At 42.6% G+C, this 16,975-nt stretch carries 15 protein-coding genes and 1 pseudogene; 10 read left to right on the top strand and 6 right to left on the bottom strand.

Annotation, left to right across the window (positions count from 1 at the left end; all coding sequences use genetic code 11):
• The first annotated feature begins 50 nt into the window (after positions 1 to 50).
• The gene (locus tag F895_RS16150) at positions 51 to 716 is read left to right on the top strand and encodes a GntR family transcriptional regulator (protein WP_010589964.1); all 666 of its coding nucleotides are present in this window, start codon (positions 51 to 53) and stop codon (positions 714 to 716) included.
• 56 nt (positions 717 to 772) lie between these two features.
• On the top strand, positions 773 to 1,060 hold the full coding sequence (locus tag F895_RS16145) for a DUF1330 domain-containing protein (protein WP_005238919.1): 288 nt from the start codon (positions 773 to 775) through the stop codon (positions 1,058 to 1,060).
• 117 nt (positions 1,061 to 1,177) lie between these two features.
• Here F895_RS16145 and F895_RS16140 read toward each other — a convergent pair whose 3' ends face one another.
• Together F895_RS16140 and F895_RS16135 are read right to left on the bottom strand one after the other, a co-directional pair.
• The gene (locus F895_RS16140; protein ID WP_005238922.1) at positions 1,178 to 2,020 is read right to left on the bottom strand and encodes an SDR family NAD(P)-dependent oxidoreductase; all 843 of its coding nucleotides are present in this window, start codon (positions 2,018 to 2,020) and stop codon (positions 1,178 to 1,180) included.
• The gene (locus F895_RS16135; protein WP_005238923.1) at positions 2,007 to 3,098 is read right to left on the bottom strand and encodes an amidohydrolase family protein; all 1,092 of its coding nucleotides are present in this window, start codon (positions 3,096 to 3,098) and stop codon (positions 2,007 to 2,009) included. The genes F895_RS16140 and F895_RS16135 overlap by 14 nt, the downstream gene beginning before the upstream one ends.
• A 466-nt stretch (positions 3,099 to 3,564) precedes the next feature.
• On the opposite strand from F895_RS16135, the gene F895_RS16130 reads away from it, so the two are divergent.
• The 3 genes and pseudogenes from F895_RS16130 to F895_RS20210 all read left to right on the top strand — a co-directional run.
• A complete protein-coding gene (locus F895_RS16130) occupies positions 3,565 to 5,733 on the top strand; it encodes a TonB-dependent siderophore receptor (RefSeq protein ID WP_005238924.1) in 2,169 nt (722 codons plus the stop codon).
• Positions 5,734 to 5,781: 48 nt separating this feature from the next.
• Entirely contained in the window at positions 5,782 to 6,465 is a 684-nt protein-coding gene (locus F895_RS16125; protein WP_005238925.1) for a hypothetical protein, read from the top strand.
• Between the two features lie 156 nt (positions 6,466 to 6,621).
• Positions 6,622 to 6,966: pseudogene (locus F895_RS20210) on the top strand (alpha/beta hydrolase); the annotation flags it as partial.
• A 59-nt stretch (positions 6,967 to 7,025) separates the two neighbouring features.
• Here F895_RS20210 and F895_RS20020 read toward each other — a convergent pair.
• From F895_RS20020 to catM, 4 genes are all read right to left on the bottom strand, one after another.
• Entirely contained in the window at positions 7,026 to 7,136 is a 111-nt protein-coding gene (locus F895_RS20020) for a hypothetical protein (RefSeq protein ID WP_096911414.1), read from the bottom strand.
• A 213-nt stretch (positions 7,137 to 7,349) separates the two neighbouring features.
• On the bottom strand, positions 7,350 to 9,815 hold the full coding sequence (locus F895_RS16120; protein ID WP_005238926.1) for an acyl-CoA dehydrogenase: 2,466 nt from the start codon (positions 9,813 to 9,815) through the stop codon (positions 7,350 to 7,352).
• A 352-nt stretch (positions 9,816 to 10,167) separates the two neighbouring features.
• Complete coding sequence (locus F895_RS16115; protein ID WP_005238927.1) at positions 10,168 to 11,433, bottom strand: OprD family outer membrane porin; 1,266 nt, start codon at positions 11,431 to 11,433, stop codon at positions 10,168 to 10,170.
• Between the two features lie 289 nt (positions 11,434 to 11,722).
• The gene (gene catM, locus F895_RS16110; protein WP_005238928.1) at positions 11,723 to 12,640 is read right to left on the bottom strand and encodes a cis,cis-muconate-binding transcription regulator CatM; all 918 of its coding nucleotides are present in this window, start codon (positions 12,638 to 12,640) and stop codon (positions 11,723 to 11,725) included.
• Between the two features lie 104 nt (positions 12,641 to 12,744).
• Between catM and F895_RS16105 the strand changes: the two genes are divergently transcribed.
• The 5 genes from F895_RS16105 to F895_RS16085 all read left to right on the top strand — a co-directional run bounded on the left by F895_RS16105 (position 12,745) and on the right by F895_RS16085 (position 16,661).
• Entirely contained in the window at positions 12,745 to 13,854 is a 1,110-nt protein-coding gene (locus F895_RS16105) for a muconate/chloromuconate family cycloisomerase (protein WP_005238930.1), read from the top strand.
• A 14-nt stretch (positions 13,855 to 13,868) separates the two neighbouring features.
• Complete coding sequence (gene catC / locus F895_RS16100) at positions 13,869 to 14,159, top strand: muconolactone Delta-isomerase (protein ID WP_005238932.1); 291 nt, start codon at positions 13,869 to 13,871, stop codon at positions 14,157 to 14,159.
• A gap of 121 nt (positions 14,160 to 14,280) precedes the next feature.
• Positions 14,281 to 15,201, top strand: coding sequence for a catechol 1,2-dioxygenase (gene catA / locus F895_RS16095; protein ID WP_005238934.1), 921 nt, complete (start codon positions 14,281 to 14,283; stop codon positions 15,199 to 15,201).
• A gap of 120 nt (positions 15,202 to 15,321) precedes the next feature.
• Positions 15,322 to 16,011, top strand: a complete 690-nt coding sequence (locus tag F895_RS16090; protein ID WP_004805428.1) for a 3-oxoacid CoA-transferase subunit A — start codon at positions 15,322 to 15,324, stop codon at positions 16,009 to 16,011.
• A complete protein-coding gene (locus F895_RS16085; RefSeq protein WP_005238936.1) occupies positions 16,008 to 16,661 on the top strand; it encodes a 3-oxoacid CoA-transferase subunit B in 654 nt (217 codons plus the stop codon). The genes F895_RS16090 and F895_RS16085 overlap by 4 nt, the downstream gene beginning before the upstream one ends.
• Positions 16,662 to 16,975: the final 314 nt, after the last annotated feature.

Here is a 16,975-nt window from a genome sequence, read left to right on the forward strand (position 1 = left end):
GAACATGTAACAAAATTCTGCATTACTGAAATATGGAAAGATTAATTCCTATGAATCTTAAAATTGAAAACCCGCCTGTGACTTTACGCGAGCTTTGTCTAGATAAACTACGTAATGCCATTATTACAGGCTATTTCCCTTCAGGAAAAAGGCTAGTTGAACGGACATTGTGTGAAGAACTGGGCGTAAGCCGTTCTGTGGTCCGCGAGGTGATTCGCTATCTGGAAGCAGAGGGTCTGGTTGAAATCTTGCCCAATAAAGGACCGATTGTTTCATTGCTGGATTGGGAAATTGCGTCACAGATCTATGAAATTCGTCTTTTACTCGAACAAAGTGCTGTTGCGGATTGCACCCAAAACCTGACCGATCAAACCACTCAGCAATTGAAACAGCTATTGGCAGAACTTGAACAAGCTTTCGTTGCGGATGATATTAATTTGATTATTGCAACCTCAGCAAAGCTCTATGAAACAATTTTTACCACAGCGAAACATTACATCGCGTGGGAAGTGGTGCAACGTTTAAATGGTCGTATTAGTCGTCTGCGAGCCATGACCATGAAATCAACCAAACGTGAAGTCTCAGGTTATCAACGTATAAAAAATATGTGTGAAGCCATTTACTTGCATCAAGATGCTGAGAAGGCCAAACAGGCTGTTGCTGAACATATTGCCGAAGCTGCCTCAGTAGCAAAAAACATTTTGGAAAGTTCATGATTCAAATGGAACTATAAATGCCGTTAAAGCCTTAAAGAGAACAAAAGGATATAAGAATGTCAGCTTACTGGATTGCACACGTTACGATTCATGATCTGGAGCAATATAAACAATATATGGCTTTAGCACCGCAGGCTTTTGAAAAATATGGCGCAACGTTTCTTGCCAGAGGCGGCAACTCGACTTGCTTAGAAGGCACAGAATATCAACGTCATGTTATTATTGAGTTTTATGATTTAAAAACAGCTGAAGCTTGTTATCATTCAGAAGAATATTCAAAAGCACGTCTTGCCCGTCAAGGTTGCGCTGATGTAATGATCAGTATTGTAGAAAGTCTAGATTAATCGAAATATGCATAAAAGAAAGTTGAGCTCAACCTTCTTTTATGCACCTTAAAGCCATGAAGTTGCCTTGTTAAAATTGAATACAACCTCAATGATTGAGAGAGCAGTTCAAGCATTTTAAGCTTTCTTTTTTTTACTTTTCTTGCTAAAAAAACTCAAGGCATATGAATAATGGGTCGGGCTAATACGCTGAATCAAATCCAGAGCTTTGGCATCATTACCAATCAAGATCCGCGCTTTATCCGCTTTCACCGCATCTAGAATGATTTTAGCTGCCTGCTCTGGTGGGGTTTTTAAGACTTTATTAAATGCCTGACTGGCCTTGGCTGGATTCATACCCAAGCTGCGAATACTGTCACTCATGCGGGCACTGTTGGCAATATTGGTGCGGATACCGCCTGGATGCACACAGGTTGCACTGAGGCCCTCATTTTGAAGTTTCAGCTCTTGTCTTAAAGATTCGGTAAAACCACGAACAGCAAATTTGGTCGCATTGTAAGCACTTTGCGTTGGCTGTGCGGTTAAACCAAAAAGACTGGAAATGTTAATAATATGCCCTTCACCACTTTGCTTGAGATAAGGCAAGAACTCTTTAGTGCCATAAACGACACCCCAAAAATTAATCTTGAAAATCCATTCCAGTTCTTCATAGCTCATGCCTTCCACCGTGCTGGCTAAGGCTACACCTGCGTTATTGAAAATCAGGTTGATTTTGCCATGCGTCTTGAAGCTGTCTTCAGCCCAATGACGAACGGCCTGCTGATCTGATACATCCAACTGAGTCAAGCTAACTTTGACTGGATATTGCTGTACTAAAGCCTGTGTTTCTGCCAAGCCTTTTTCATTGACATCACTCAGCGCTAAATCAGCACCCTGCTGTGCCAATAAAATTGCCAGCTGTTGCCCAATTCCTGACCCTGCACCCGTAATCGCAGCGACTTTTTGATTAAAACTTTTCATGTGATGACTCTATTTTAAGTTGATAAAAATTGGCAGCGTTTTGTCTAAACATGGCATGTAAAGCCTGCTCACCATAAGGACTTAACATTTGGATATAAGCTTGAATTAAGTCAACCAAAGCAACGTTGGGTTTATCCATCGGAAAATTAGAAGCAAACATAATGCGATTGATTCCAAAAACCTGAATCGCATGTTGCAGCATTGGATTTAGTAAATTGACAATTTCAGAGATTGTTGCTGTTCGCTGTTGCTGATAAAAGCGATGTCCAAGTACAGGCATCATCAAGCCTGATATTTTGGCATAGACATTTTTCTGCTCGGCGAGGCGTGCCAAATCCTGTTGCCATTGCTGAAAAATCGCCATCCGTTGTGCTGGGGTTTTTCCTGTACGTTTACCCACCGTGCCAAATAGTCCCGCAGGTGTGGCCAAATGGTCGACTACAATCCTTGTTTGAGGGAATTGCCGAGCCAAGGCGGTTATCTCGGATAATTGTGTTGAGTAGCCCCATGCATCAAAGAACAAATCCAGTCGTGCCAGTTGCTCAAAGCCTTTGAGAAATTTTTTGTGCTGATATAAATGTGGCCGATCACACCATCGATAAATACCAGTGTCCTCATGCCACGCTGCCATTTTTCGAATACCACGAAATAGCGGACTTGCCTCTTGATGTGCGTTAAGAATGTCTTTGAATTTCCGGTCTCGGGGATCAGCTGTTGCAACAATGGCACCGAGTTTTAAGCCTTGCGCTTTAAAGTCTAATTGCTGAATCCACTGGGTTTCTTCCACCACGCCAAAGCCTTTGTGATGATGCCAATTGGCTTCAACATGCACCACACTTTCCACTGAGAATGACACGCTGTCGGCTTGATAATTTTCAGGCAAATAAGGACTTAAAGCATATTGCGTGATTCCTAAACTTTCCAACAAGGGTTTAGGTTTGACCCAGCGAATGACTCGATCCATCGCGGCAGGATATTTCCCTAAAACTTTGATCAGGAACGCTGCTGAATGAGGGGTGTGATAAGGATCCCACTGATGAATATGAGGATCAATTATTGCAAAATCTAATCTTTTCATTTTTAGACTCTATGTCATTCTAAATATTGTGTTTTGAGTGTTATACATCCATGCCTCATGTTACTTATGTTCTAACTCATCCTGATCATTTAAGCCTACTGAACAAGTTATTATGCATAAAATGATTTATTTAAATATTGAACTATGAATGACATTCATTGCCATGTTCTGACAAAGCATAAATAATGAAATAATTATGATAAATTTTATAAGCTTACAAATATGTTCTTTTCAATAACGCCCCTCTTTTTTTCTTGAGTAAAAATAAAATCATTTTTTAAAAATAATGAACGTATTATCAATTGTTTAATTTTTTTCACTGCATTACTGCGGCTTAAGTTCTTGTAAATGATTCTTATTTAAATATACTTAAGCACTTTCTATGGCCTTGCATATGTCGCCGTCTGCTTAAATGGCCATGCCTCTCCTGCCTCAACTTCATGTTCTGTATCGCTCAGGTATGCTTATGTCTGCATTCTCCCCACGTAAAAATCTCATTACTGTTGAAATTTTAAAACATAGCAGTCCTTTGCTGTTATCTCTCCTTCCAGTTGCGTCATGGGCAGAAACGGCGGTGGTTCAACCCACGCAACTACAGACCATTAGCGTGCAGGCTGAATCCAGCACTGGTTATATTGGATCACAATCGGCATCGACCTTGAGAGGCAATCAAAAAAATCTGGAAAGTCCACAAACAGTCAATGTAGTGTCTAAGCAGTATGTGAAGGATTATATGCCTGCAAACTTAGACAATGCACTGACTCAAGTGAGTGGTATTACCCAAGGCAATACATTAGGGGGCACTCAAGATACCGTGATGAAACGCGGCTTTGGTGAAAATCGTGACGGTTCAATTACCGTCAATGGTATGCCGATTGTACAAGGTCGCACCATGAATGCCGCCGTTGAACAAGTTGAAGTGTTAAAAGGCCCAGCTTCTTTACTTTATGGCATCATGGACCCAGGGGGGGTGGTCAATGTTATTACTAAAAAACCTGAACGCACACAAAAAACCGAGCTTTCAGTTTATGGGTCAAGTTTTGCTGCTGGTAAAAATGGTTTAGGTGCCAGTCTGGATAGCACGGGTGCAATTAATGACAGTAACTTTGCCTACCGTTTTATTGCAGATCATTCCGATGCGGACTACTGGCGTAATTTTGGCAATCTAAAGCAGACCTTGATCGCCCCATCCTTTGCTTGGGATAATGGCCAAACCAAAGTCAATCTCAGCTATCAGTATCGTGACTTTGATGTGCCTTTTGATCGTTCCACTATTTTTGATCCTAACACCAAGAAAGCCTTGCCGATTTCAAAATATCAACGCCTAGATGAGGCCTTTAACCAAATGAAAGGCGAAGCTCATTTGGCACAATTGCTGATTGACCATCAAATTAATGATACTTGGTCAGCACATTTAGGCTATAGCTATAACTATGAAACCTATGATGCCAACCAGTTACGTGTAACCAAGTTAAATACAGCCAATCATACAGTGACACGTCGTACCGATGCGACCTTAAATGCAGAAAGTGTCGACAGTAATGCCCAAGCCTATCTCAATGGCTCAGTCAATTTACTTGGCTTAAAGCATGATCTTCAAATTGGTTCAGATATCGAATACCGTAAATATTTCCGTCCAGATATGGTCCGTGGTGATACTTCAACTTTAGATTATTTAAATCCAGAGTTTGGTGCTGTTGAAGCCTCTCGGAATATCGTGGCATCCGATAGCGACCAAACCGATAAACTGCATACCTACGGCGTTTATGTTCAAGATGCAATTCACTTAAATGATCAATGGATTGCAGTACTGGGTGGCCGTTACCTCAATTATCAACAAACTGCTGGACGTGGCAGACCGTTTAAGGAAAACACCAACAGTAAAGATGATGCTTGGCTGCCCCATGCAGGTTTAGTTTACCAATGGAATGATCAGCTTTCCTTCTATGGCAGTTATACCGAATCACTTAAGCCATCGTCTTCTATCGCGCCTTTAGGTGGCAATGCAGTCATTGATGCAAACGTGAGTCCTGAACAAGCAAAATCCTATGAAATCGGTGCAAAATACCAACTCAATAATCGTATCAAAGCCAATTTTGCACTCTATGATATAAAAAAACGTAATGTGCTCGCCAAAATAACCAACGCCGCAAAAGAAGTCGAACTGCATACCACAGGCGCCGTACGTTCTAAAGGTGCTGAACTAGATCTTACCGGCCGTCTGACCGATCAGCTTGATGCAACCCTGACCTATGCCTATACCGATGCCAAAGTCACTGAAGATGAAATTGGTCTACAAGGCAATCGTTTGAGTAATGTCGCACGAGATACCGCGTCGCTTGCGCTGGCCTATAATTATGGTGAACTTTATCATGGCAACTTACGTTTAGGTCTCAGTGGCAATTATGTGGGTAAACGCGCAGGTGATTCAGAAAATACCTTTGATTTGCCTGAGTATACACTGGCCAATGCCTTTATCAGCTATGACACCACTATTGCCAAACAAGCAGTCAACTTCCAATTTAATTTAAATAATCTCTTTAACAAAACCTATTACACCGCCAGTGTCAATAATCTGGCTGTATCTCAAGGTGATTCTCGCCAAGCCGTATTGCGTGCAACCTTTAAATTCTAAAACATGATATCGGCGCAGCAAGTTCATGACTGCGCTTTTGGGATTAATATGAAAAAGCTTATTTCTATCATGGCGGTGATCATTGCATTCTGCGTATGGACATCTTCTGTTTATGCCCAAGCCCGAATTGCACTGGTCTCTCAGATCCATGGTGCATCCTCAGCCATAGATGTTGCGATTCAAAAACACTTACAGCATCAAGGCTATCAAGTTGAAATATTCGATCAATCGATTTCCCCTGACCATTTAAAAAACACCGATCTCGTGATTATTTCTTCAACGGTGGCTTCCAAAAATCTGCAATCAGGTTGGCGACAACTGCCGATTCCACTAATGACATGGGAAAATGATTATCTGGATGATCTAGCCATGACTGGCAAACGAATCCATACCGATTTTGGCGAGGTTGAAAAAGAGCGTTACTTATGGCTGGTCAATGCGCCACACCCCTTGTCTGCACAACTCTCGGCAGGGACGCATAATGTATATAAGGCACAAGCGCCAATGAGTTGGGGGAAACCGGGATTAGGTGCCACCATTATCGCGACTATTTATGGGCAACCTGAAAAAGTGGCAAGCTGGGGCTATGAAAAAGGTGCAACCATGGACTATGAATCACTTGCCCCAGCAAAACGGCTGATGTTTTTTCTCAACAATGATACCTTTACCAATCTATCAGCAGAGGGTTTAAAACTGTTTGATGCCGCGATCCAATGGTCACTGAGGAAGTAAAAGCCCTGCTTAGATTTCAGTTTGCCAGAACTGGTGCATTTAAACAGGCATCAGTTCAATCCGCTCCAAGCCATAGATTTCACCAAAGATACCAATCCATCGGTCACTATCAAAAAAAGATATCGGTTAATACCCATTTATTATGTTTCGTCCTCCACCCAACAACATTTACCCGTTGCTGTACTAGATTTAGCAGCTGATAGCGATGCTTATCTCTGGTAAAAATAGATAAGTTTCACGAAAGTTGCTGTCAGGATTTAACCCAAGATGCAGGCGTCGCAATAAGGGGGACTCAAAAGCCTCTTTAGCCACTAGCTTTGGCGATAACCTGAGCAACCCTGAAAATCAAGCCGTCATGTCTGATCGATTGAATGCAAAAAAGTCATTTCGCTCAATGCCAGTCACGCTCCATTAACTTCACAACCGAAAGAGATCTCCGCCTTGATTACAGAAGCTGTGGCATTTCTAAGCAAATCAATGATCTGTGACAGAGGAAAATAGCAATTCCCGCTGTCATCTCTTCATTCAATTCAGTTTCAATAAGGCAGCACAGTCACGGTTTACAGTAAATATTCCCAGATCATGTAGCCTAATCCGAATCCAATGAATGCATACAGTGTGATAATGAAGAACACAAAACTGGCATTATTCTTTTTTTTCAAAAAACTCATATCGGCACCTTTGGCTTTGCTCAACTCATATTGTTATAGTGCAATAAGATACAGAACAAGGAAAGACACAGAATTTTCTAAAAAAAATATAACAGATCAGCATAAAAATTTAGAATTGTTATGAAAAACAGCCCAGAATATGATTAAAGTATGAGTGATCTCACCTCTAATATATTAAGGACTGTTCTCAGTTGATCTCAACAGCCTAACAAATCAGCTATTAAGGTGCGGATTTTCAAGTGGTAAATCATGTTCTAAATGTGCATCAAAAATATCGGTCAGCATACTGTCATAACGTTTGGCATTGTATTGTAAAAGCCATTCTGCCTCTGCCTCGCTAATAAATCCGATTTCAACCGCATTGGCGATTCTTTCCTCAAAAGTCAGTCCACTAAACTGATCTTTTGACTCGGCTTTCTTGAATTTATTCCACAACGGTTGTCGCTGTAATAACATCTGAAAGGTCGATTCCATACGTCCCATCACATCATTGGCATCGGTACTATAGTAAACGTGTTGTTTCAATTGCTCACGGAATGCATGTTCTTGCATAATCAACTGAGCAACCTCCTGCTTTAACTGATCCGATGGCGCTGCAATCGGGCGACCAAATGGAAAACAGATCAATCTCACCATGCAGGCAGCAAGTTTCATCGGGAAATTAGCATAGAAACCAAAGAAGGCTTCTTGCACTTGATATAACGCTTTATTTAACGCCAATTCGGCATGCTTCTGTTCAGCCTCAGTTCGTTGTCCATGCTCATAGTATTTCAAGATTGCCGTTGCGATAAATAAATGTGCATGGATATCCGCCAAACGCCCAGACAGCATTTCTTTACGTTTTAAATCACCCGCTAGTATGCCCAGCGCCATGTCTGCCGTTAAGGCAAAATTAGCGCTGAAACGGTTGATCTTGCTGTAATAAGGTTTAGAAAAATCATCGGCCTGTTGAGAGCCTGCATTGGAACCACCGCTGATACCATACGCCAATGCTTTGGCAGCGCGATTAAAGGTATAAGCCAGGTGTTTAAACAATAGCGGCGAAAATTGCTTGAACGCAGCGGCTTTCTCTTCGGATTGCAATAACTGTAATTCTTCAAACAAATAAGGATGGCAACGCATCGAGCCTTGACCAAAAATCATCAAAGAACGGGTCAGAATATTTGCCCCTTCCACTGTAATTGCAACCGGAATAGATTGATAAGTCAGTGCGAGGAAATTACGGGGGCCTAACTGAATTGCGCGGCCACCAACCACATCCATACCATGATTGACCACTTTTCGCATGGTTTCAGTCGCATAGTATTTGGCCATTGCCGTCATCACGGCTGGCGTTCCGCCTTGATTTAAACCACAAGTAACAAGATAGCGGAAGGACTCCAACATATAGGCATCACTGGCGATATCACTGGTTGCCTCTTGCACCCCTTCAAAATGCCCGACTGAGATTTTGAATTGTTGACGCACACTGGCAAATGCACCGATCAGTAAATAACTCATTTCCGCTCCTGCCGTTGCCAGAGCAGGCAATGAAATCCCCCGACCCACACCGAGGCATTCCATTAGCATCCGCCAGCCTTTACCCGCATTTTGCTGTCCACCAATAATCCAGTCCAGTGGAATAAAAATGTCACTGCCCTCAACCGTACCATTCATAAACGGCGCACCCGGATTATGGCGAGGCCCAATCTTGATTCCATCATGATCCGCCGGAATCAGGGCGCAGGTAATACCATATTCCACTTTCGCCTTATCACCTAACAAACCTTCTGGATCATACAGTTTAAACGCCAAGCCAATGACCGTAGCAATCGGTGCAAGGGTAATCCAGCGCTTGGAGAAGTTCATTTTTAAACCCAGCACCTCTTGGCCTTGGTACTGTCCATAACAGACCACGCCAGTATCAGGAATTGCACCTGCATCCGAACCCGCTTCAGGGCTGGTCAAGCCAAAACAAGGCACTTCTGTCCCATTTGCCAGCCCTGGTAAATAGCGTTGTTTTTGTTCCTCGGTGCCATAGTGCAGCAGTAATTCACCCGGACCAAGTGAATTCGGTACCATACAGCTGACTGCTGCAGTGAGCGAGCGAGAAGCAATTTTGCTCATAATCCGACTTTGAGCAAAAGGCGTAAACTGTTTACCGCCGAATGATTTTGGAATAATCAGGCCTAAGAAACCTTTGTCTTTGATAAATTGCCAGACCTCAGGCGGCAGGTCTTTTTCTTGATGATGAATCTGCCATTCATCCAACATTGAACAGAGTTGTTGGACTTCATTGTCCAAAAAGGCTTGTTCTTCTGTCGATAAAGTCGGATACGGATATTGATCAAACTTTTCCCAATCCGGCGCCCCCATAAACAGTTCTTTTTCCCACCAACTGGTCCCCGCTTCTAAAGCTTCTCTTTCCGTAGTACTCATACTCGGCATGGCTTTTGAAAGAATATTAAAGGCAGGCCGACTCACCAAAGCATCACGTAACGGTGCAATCAGTACAATCACACTAGCAAGAATAATCGGCAGCCCCAATAACAGACTCCACGGTGTGATCAACACACTACAGAAAATGGCGGTGACAATGGAAATAAGACAGCCAACCATTCGATTGGCTTCAAAATAAAAAACAGCCCATACCACAACGAGCTGAATCAATAGGCCAAGCAATATCAATAATACAATCATATTTGCTCCGTTATCTCAGATTGGGATGAAGATGAAATGAGAAAGATCTAAATTAATTTATAAGGAAAGTCATTCTTCAATAAACAAAATGGCTATTTTTTATTCTACATATCAAAGCGCTATTTGCTTGATTAACTACTAAAATTTACACAAAGTCATTCAGATGACACCGAAACTGAGTTTCTTGCTTACGCAAGCTTACTGAACCAACAAATTGTGATTATTCACACGATAAATCTAAAAATAAAATAACAAATACTTTTTTCTATCTTTAAAAATTTTGATTAAAAAAAACCATCTTATTCGCAGAATTAAATAAGATGGACTAATCGCTTTTGTATTGAATCGACAATTAAAACTGATGTGTATACGTCGTCATGATTCGATTTTCGACAAAATCTGTGCCGGGGTTATTGCCTGCGCCGTATTGAATATCAGCTCGGATATGTCGCCATTCAAAGCCCAAACCTTTCAGTTTACCTTCTGGTACGGTGTAATTGACGATCACATTCGTCTCAGTTTCTTTATTATCCTTAAAGCCTTCCCGATAGATTTCACTGCCATTTAAATAGCGTAAAGTCAGTTTTAATCCGGGTATGCCCTGCTCTTTAAAGTCATAACTATATAAAACATGCCAGGTCAATTCTTTGGCTTTGTAAAAGGCCAGCGCAGACCAGCTCTGTAAATAACTTTGCGGGACATAACCATTTAACAGTGGAATATTGTCCTCTCCCATATGTTTTTGCAGACCGGTCAAAATAGTATGTGGCCCATTCTGAACACTGGCTTGCAGCCCAATCGATTGCGTATCGATATCGCCGAAATAGGCGTCACCATCTTCTTTATAGTTAAAATAGCGAGCATCCACTTTTAACTTGCTGTTTTTAATCTGCTCTGTATAGGCCGCATTGATATAGTGTTGTTGATAAATATCTTCCAGTTGTCCAAACCAGTAAGCCCCGGATAAATTCGGCGTGAAATTATAGTCCAGACCTAGAAAATTGAGTCCATCACTTCTTTTTGCCGGATCAGTCGAGTTGCCTAATGTGAATTTTCGATACTCGTCATCATCACGGGCATTCACATGGGTAAAACGGCCCGCAGATACTTTTAAATTCGTAATCTCTTTGCTTTCCAGCATTGCACCAGCATAAGTCGTAACCAGTTGCCGTGAGTCATCAATAAACAGTACCGGTGTTTTAGGAAAAAGTTCCCCCACTTTCAGTTCGGTATTGTGATATTTCAATTTTAAGGTCGCACCTAATTTTAAGTAATCACGTTCCTGACGGCGTTCATGCTGATCATATTTAAACACGGTATCCAGCCGTTCATCATTATGGTCATTCAAACGCAATGCATATTGAAACCCTAAATCCAGACCGAGCTGAACCGGTGTATCGGTATAGCCAGATTCAAAGCGTCCTGTCATCGCCTGAGACCAACTGCCCAGATCTTTATTGGTTCCTTCAAAATCGCGTTCTAAGTAGAAATTACGTAGATAAATGCTTTTTTCACTGTCTTCAAAAAAATCGGCATAAGCCGCATTGATGTTTAGACAACCAAAGAGTGTATATAAGGCTACGCGCTGTGCTTTATACAGCGTATCTGGTTTTAACATGGGAAATCCTTTCCTGAGTATTTGAAATTCTTATTCATTCACGCCATGGGTACATCTGCACTCAACACGTCGACCACGCTTCCCGATACCTTTTAAAAACCTGCATAAATTCAGAAAGATATATTTGAGCAAATATTGGTCATGCTTTTATTATTTGAATTATTAATGTAATTTTCCATAGATAATGAAGTATATAGTTATACCTTTTAAGTCTGGTTTTAAGCCTTTCACAAACATTAAAAAGCGATCATGATGACCGCTGATAAGTAAACTGAGTACTTCGAGTGGCTTAGTCACCCTCTAGTTGGATCGGAATGCCTTCTTCTTCAAATACTTGCTTAACGCATTCTAAAATCTGCGGTAGATACGGACTCTGATCCATATTACGCACCGCCAATGAAATTGGGGTATAGGCCTCCAAATCCAGAATGGGGATATACACCAGATTCTTCATACCAATGTCACTGGCACTTTCTGGAATCAAGCAAATCCCCTCACCTGATGACACCAAACCAAGCGCCATATGAATTTCCCGTACCTCGACCATGTCTTTAGGCACCAGCCCCAAATCGGTGAAAATCGATTGAATCAAAGTTGAAAAATTTGGTTTTTGGGTCGCGGGATAAGAAAAAATAGGCTCATCAATAATCTGCGACAGGTAAATCCCCTGTTCGATAAACCGGGTTAAATGATGATTTTTATGGATGGCTAATTTGAGCTTTTCTTTACGCAATAAAATCCGTTTTATCGCAGGATCACTAATTCTAAGCCGTCCAAAACCCAAATCAATTTTACCCAGTTTTAACGCTTCAATCTGGTCTTTGGTGCCATGTTCAATCAGTTCGACCTGAATCTCGGGATGATTTTGGCGAAATAAATAAATTACCTGCGGTAATAGCGCATACAGTAAGGAGCTGACATAGCCAATACGGACGATCTTATTGACTGTGCTAATGCGTTTTGCCATGGAAGCAGCTTGGGCGGTATGGGTTAAAATCTGCACCGCATGCTGATAAAAAAACTGCCCCGCTTCTGTGGTTTTCACAGGCCGAGAACCACGTTCAAATAACAGGATACCGAGTTCCTCTTCCAGCTTTTGGATCTGACGGCTTAATGGTGGTTGTGCAATACATAACTTTTCTGCCGCTTTGGTAATGCTCTGTTCCTCGACTACCGTCACGAAATAACGAAGATGTCTTAATTCCATTTAATATACCTTTTAAGTATCTAAAAATACCAAATTCAGCCTAGTTCTAAATATTACATTAATTTAGGGTATGTAAATAGCTCAGGATCAAAGAAATACCCAAGATGTATAAATCCATAGAAACCCTACTTGTCGAGATTCCAACCATCCGCCCACATAAGATGGCGGTTGCAACTATGCAAACCCAAACCTTAGTCCTCATCAAAGTGACAACAGAGGATGGTTTGATTGGTTGGGGCGAAGCAACGACCATTGGAGGGTTAGGTTATGGGGAAGAAAGTCCTGAAAGTGTCAAAACCAATATTGAGCAATACTTTTCGCCATTGTTAAAAACACTGGACGGTTTTAATGTGGCTCAAACCCTAAAAACCATCCAGCAAAATATTAATGGGAACCGTTTTGCCAAATGCGCCATCCAGACCGCCTTGCTGGATATTCAGGCACAACGTCTGGGCTTGCCGCTCAGTGAAGTTTTGGGTGGACGCTTACGTGATAGCGTGCCTGTGCTGTGGGTACTGGCTTCGGGCAATACCGAAAAAGATATTGCCGAAGCAGAAAAAATGGTGGCACTCAAACGCCATAATATTTTCAAGTTAAAAATCGGTTCACGTCCAGTGGAGCAAGATGTTGAACATGTGCTGGCCATTAAAAAAGCCTTAGGCAAGGACGTTTCAATCCGTGTCGATGTCAATCGTGCCTGGTCTGAACTTAATGCGATTAAAGGGATTCAAATGCTTCAGGATGGCGGTGTTGATCTCATTGAGCAACCGTGTGCGATTCACAATATTGATGCCATGCAGCGTCTCACCCGTAAGTTTGATATTGCCATTATGGCGGATGAATCGTTAACCGGTCCGCAAAGTGCTTATCAACTGGCAAAAACCAATGCAGCCTCAGTGTTTGCAGTCAAAATTGCCCAATCTGGCGGTCTGATTGAAGCTTGTGATGTTGCCAAAGTCGCCAATCTGGCAGGGATCGACCTGTATGGTGGCACCATGCTGGAAGGGCCTGTAGGGACGATTGCTTCTGCACATGCATTTTCTACTTTTAGTAATCTTGCAGCAGGAACTGAACTGTTTGGCCCACTGTTACTCACCGAAGAAATTTTAAAAGCACCGCTTCAATATGGCAATTTTGAGCTCAAGCTTCCAACAGGGCCTGGCCTCGGCATTGAGTTGGATCAAGACAAAATCGACAACCTGCGTCGTCAATAATTCAAGGAGTTGACATGCTTTTTCATGTACGAATGGATGTAAACATCCCGCTGGATATGCCAGTTGAACAAGCCAATCAAATTAAAGCCGTAGAAAAGGCTTATTCTCAAGATTTACAACGTCAGGGCAAATGGCGTCATATCTGGCGCATCACGGGACAATACTCAAACATCAGTATTTTTGATGTGGATAGCAATGAAGAATTACACAATATTTTGCAGGGACTGCCTTTATATCCCTACATGAATATCGAAGTGATGGCTTTGAACCGTCATCCCTCTGCCATTCGTGAAGATGACAGCTAAACGCGTATAGCAGGCAAAAGTGAAAAACCGAATTTGAACAAGGAATGTGGCAAGCCAAGCAAGCAGCAAAAATAGCAAGTCCGCGAGCCACCAAAAATTATCATACTTCAGGAGAATATGTATGAACCGTCAAGAAATCGATGCACTGGTTAAAAAAATGAATGTGGATACCGCGACAGGTGACGTCAATCCACGTGTACAACAAATCGTGGTTCGTCTGCTCGGTGATCTTTTTCAGGCGATTGAAGATCTAGATATTTCACAAAGCGAACTATGGAAAGGTCTGGAATACTTTACTGATGCAGGTCAGGCCAATGAGCTGGGTTTATTGGCAGCAGGTCTAGGGCTTGAACATTATCTGGATTTACGTGCCGATGAAGCCGATGCCAAGGCAGGTATTACCGGTGGTACACCACGCACCATTGAAGGTCCGCTCTATGTTGCAGGTGCGCCTGAATCTGTCGGTTTTGCCCGTATGGATGATGGTTCTGAATCGGATAAAGTCGATACCTTATTCATCGAAGGAACCGTGACTGATCCTGAAGGTAATATTATCGAAGGTGCTAAAGTTGAAGTGTGGCATGCCAACAGCTTAGGCAATTATTCGTTCTTTGATAAATCACAATCAGACTTTAACTTACGCCGTACCATTTTGTCTGATGCCAATGGTCGCTACGTGGCACAAACCACCATGCCTGTCGGTTATGGCTGCCCACCAGAAGGGACCACGCAAGCTGTGCTGAACTTACTCGGCCGTCATGGTAACCGCCCTTCTCATGTGCACTATTTTGTGTCTGCACCGGGTTATCGCAAATTAACCACACAGTTCAATATCGAAGGTGATCAATACCTGTGGGATGACTTCGCATTTGCAACACGTGAAGGCCTCATTGCAACTGCTGTTGATGTAACCGATGAAGCTGAGATCGCTCGTCGTGGCCTCAATAAACCATTTAAACACATTACCTTTAATGTGGAGCTGGTGAAGGAAAAAACAGGCGCGCCAAGTACCGAAGTTGACCGCCGTCGCGTTGGTGCTTAACTTCCCTCAAATTACTGTGAGTTATGAATTAGCTCACAGTTTTTAAATTTCTATACATATCCGTTTATACCGAAACCAGTATGTATAGAAATTTGAAAACATGGATAAAAGGTTGGCCTTATGATTGATAAAAGTACGCTCACATTGACTGAGGCACTGTCACAGATCAAGGATGGCGCAACCATCATGATCGGTGGCTTTGGCACCGCAGGACAACCCGCTGAACTGATTGATGGACTGATCGAACTCGGCATCAAGGATCTGGTCATCGTCAATAACAATGCAGGCAATGGCGATTACGGTTTGGCCAAACTGCTTAAAACAGGCGCAGTTCGTAAAATCATCTGTTCCTTCCCACGTCAGTCCGATTCCTGGGTCTTCGATGAGCTGTATCGTGCCGGCAAGATTGAACTGGAACTGGTACCACAAGGCAACCTGGCCTGTCGCATTCAAGCTGCGGGGATGGGCTTAGGTGCTGTGTTTACCCCAACAGGTTTTGGTACGCTTTTGGCTGAAGGCAAGGAAACCCGTCATATTGATGGTAAAGACTATGTACTTGAATATCCCATCAAAGCCGACTTTGCCTTGATCAAAGCCCATCAGGGCGACCGCTGGGGCAATCTGGTCTATAACAAATCCGCACGTAACTTTGGCCCAATCATGGCCATGGCGGCGGATGTCACTATTGCTCAAGTGTCTGAATTGGTCGAACTGGGGCAGCTTGATCCTGAACACATTATTACCCCGGGGATTTTTGTACAGCATGTGGTCGCTGTCGATGCAGCCAATGGCACAGGAGCAGAACAATGAGCTATCAAAAACTAAGCCGTGACCAGATTGCTGAACGTGTCGCACAAGATATTCCCGATGGTGCTTATGTCAATCTCGGTATTGGTCTGCCCACCAAGATTTCCAATTATCTTCCTGCCGATAAAGATGTATTTCTGCATTCTGAAAATGGCTTGCTGGCATTTGGGCCACCGCCTGTCAAAGGTAAAGAAGACCCTGAGTTAATCAATGCGGGTAAGGAATATGTCACCATGCTAACCGGTGGCAGTTTTTTCCATCATGGTGATTCCTTTGCCATGATGCGCGGTGGTCATTTGGATATTGCAGTACTCGGTGCTTTCCAAGTGGCAGCCAATGGTGATCTCGCCAACTGGCATACTGGTACAGCAGATGCGATTCCTGCGGTGGGTGGTGCGATGGATCTCGCGGTCGGTGCCAAGAAAGTATTTATCACCACCGATCACAATACCAAGCAAGGTGAACCCAAGATTGTTGAAACTCTTTCATATCCTGCAACAGGCTTGAAATGTGTCGATCGTATTTATACCGACCTATGTGTGATTGATGTGACTACAGACGGTTTAAAAGTGATTGAGAAAGTGGATGGTTTGAGCTTTGAAGCATTGCAAGCTTTGACGGGTGCTCAGTTGATTGATGCGACTGATCCATAAACCTGCACTGCTGCAAAACGTTTCCCGTAATTGACTATCGTGACAGGCGACATGGATGTCGCCCGTTGAACAGGGAGGCAAGGAAGCCTCCTCTGTTCAACAAAGATTTTTGGTTACTTTTTTAAAAAAGTGACGAAAACGAGCTGTTGGTATGGAATTAAATGCATTAAGACTCCGTCATAGCTAGTTCTTATTAATTAATGGCGAGTGCTACTACCGCCATTGCCCGTATATGAAAGTGGTTTTCGAAACCCGTTTGTATAGGCAATACCTTACTTTTGAAAGGTCAAAAGTAACAAAAACCTTTGTTACTC

This window comes from Acinetobacter sp. CIP 64.2 (assembly GCF_000369645.1).
In the GTDB taxonomy this organism is placed as follows: Bacteria; Pseudomonadota; Gammaproteobacteria; order Pseudomonadales; family Moraxellaceae; genus Acinetobacter.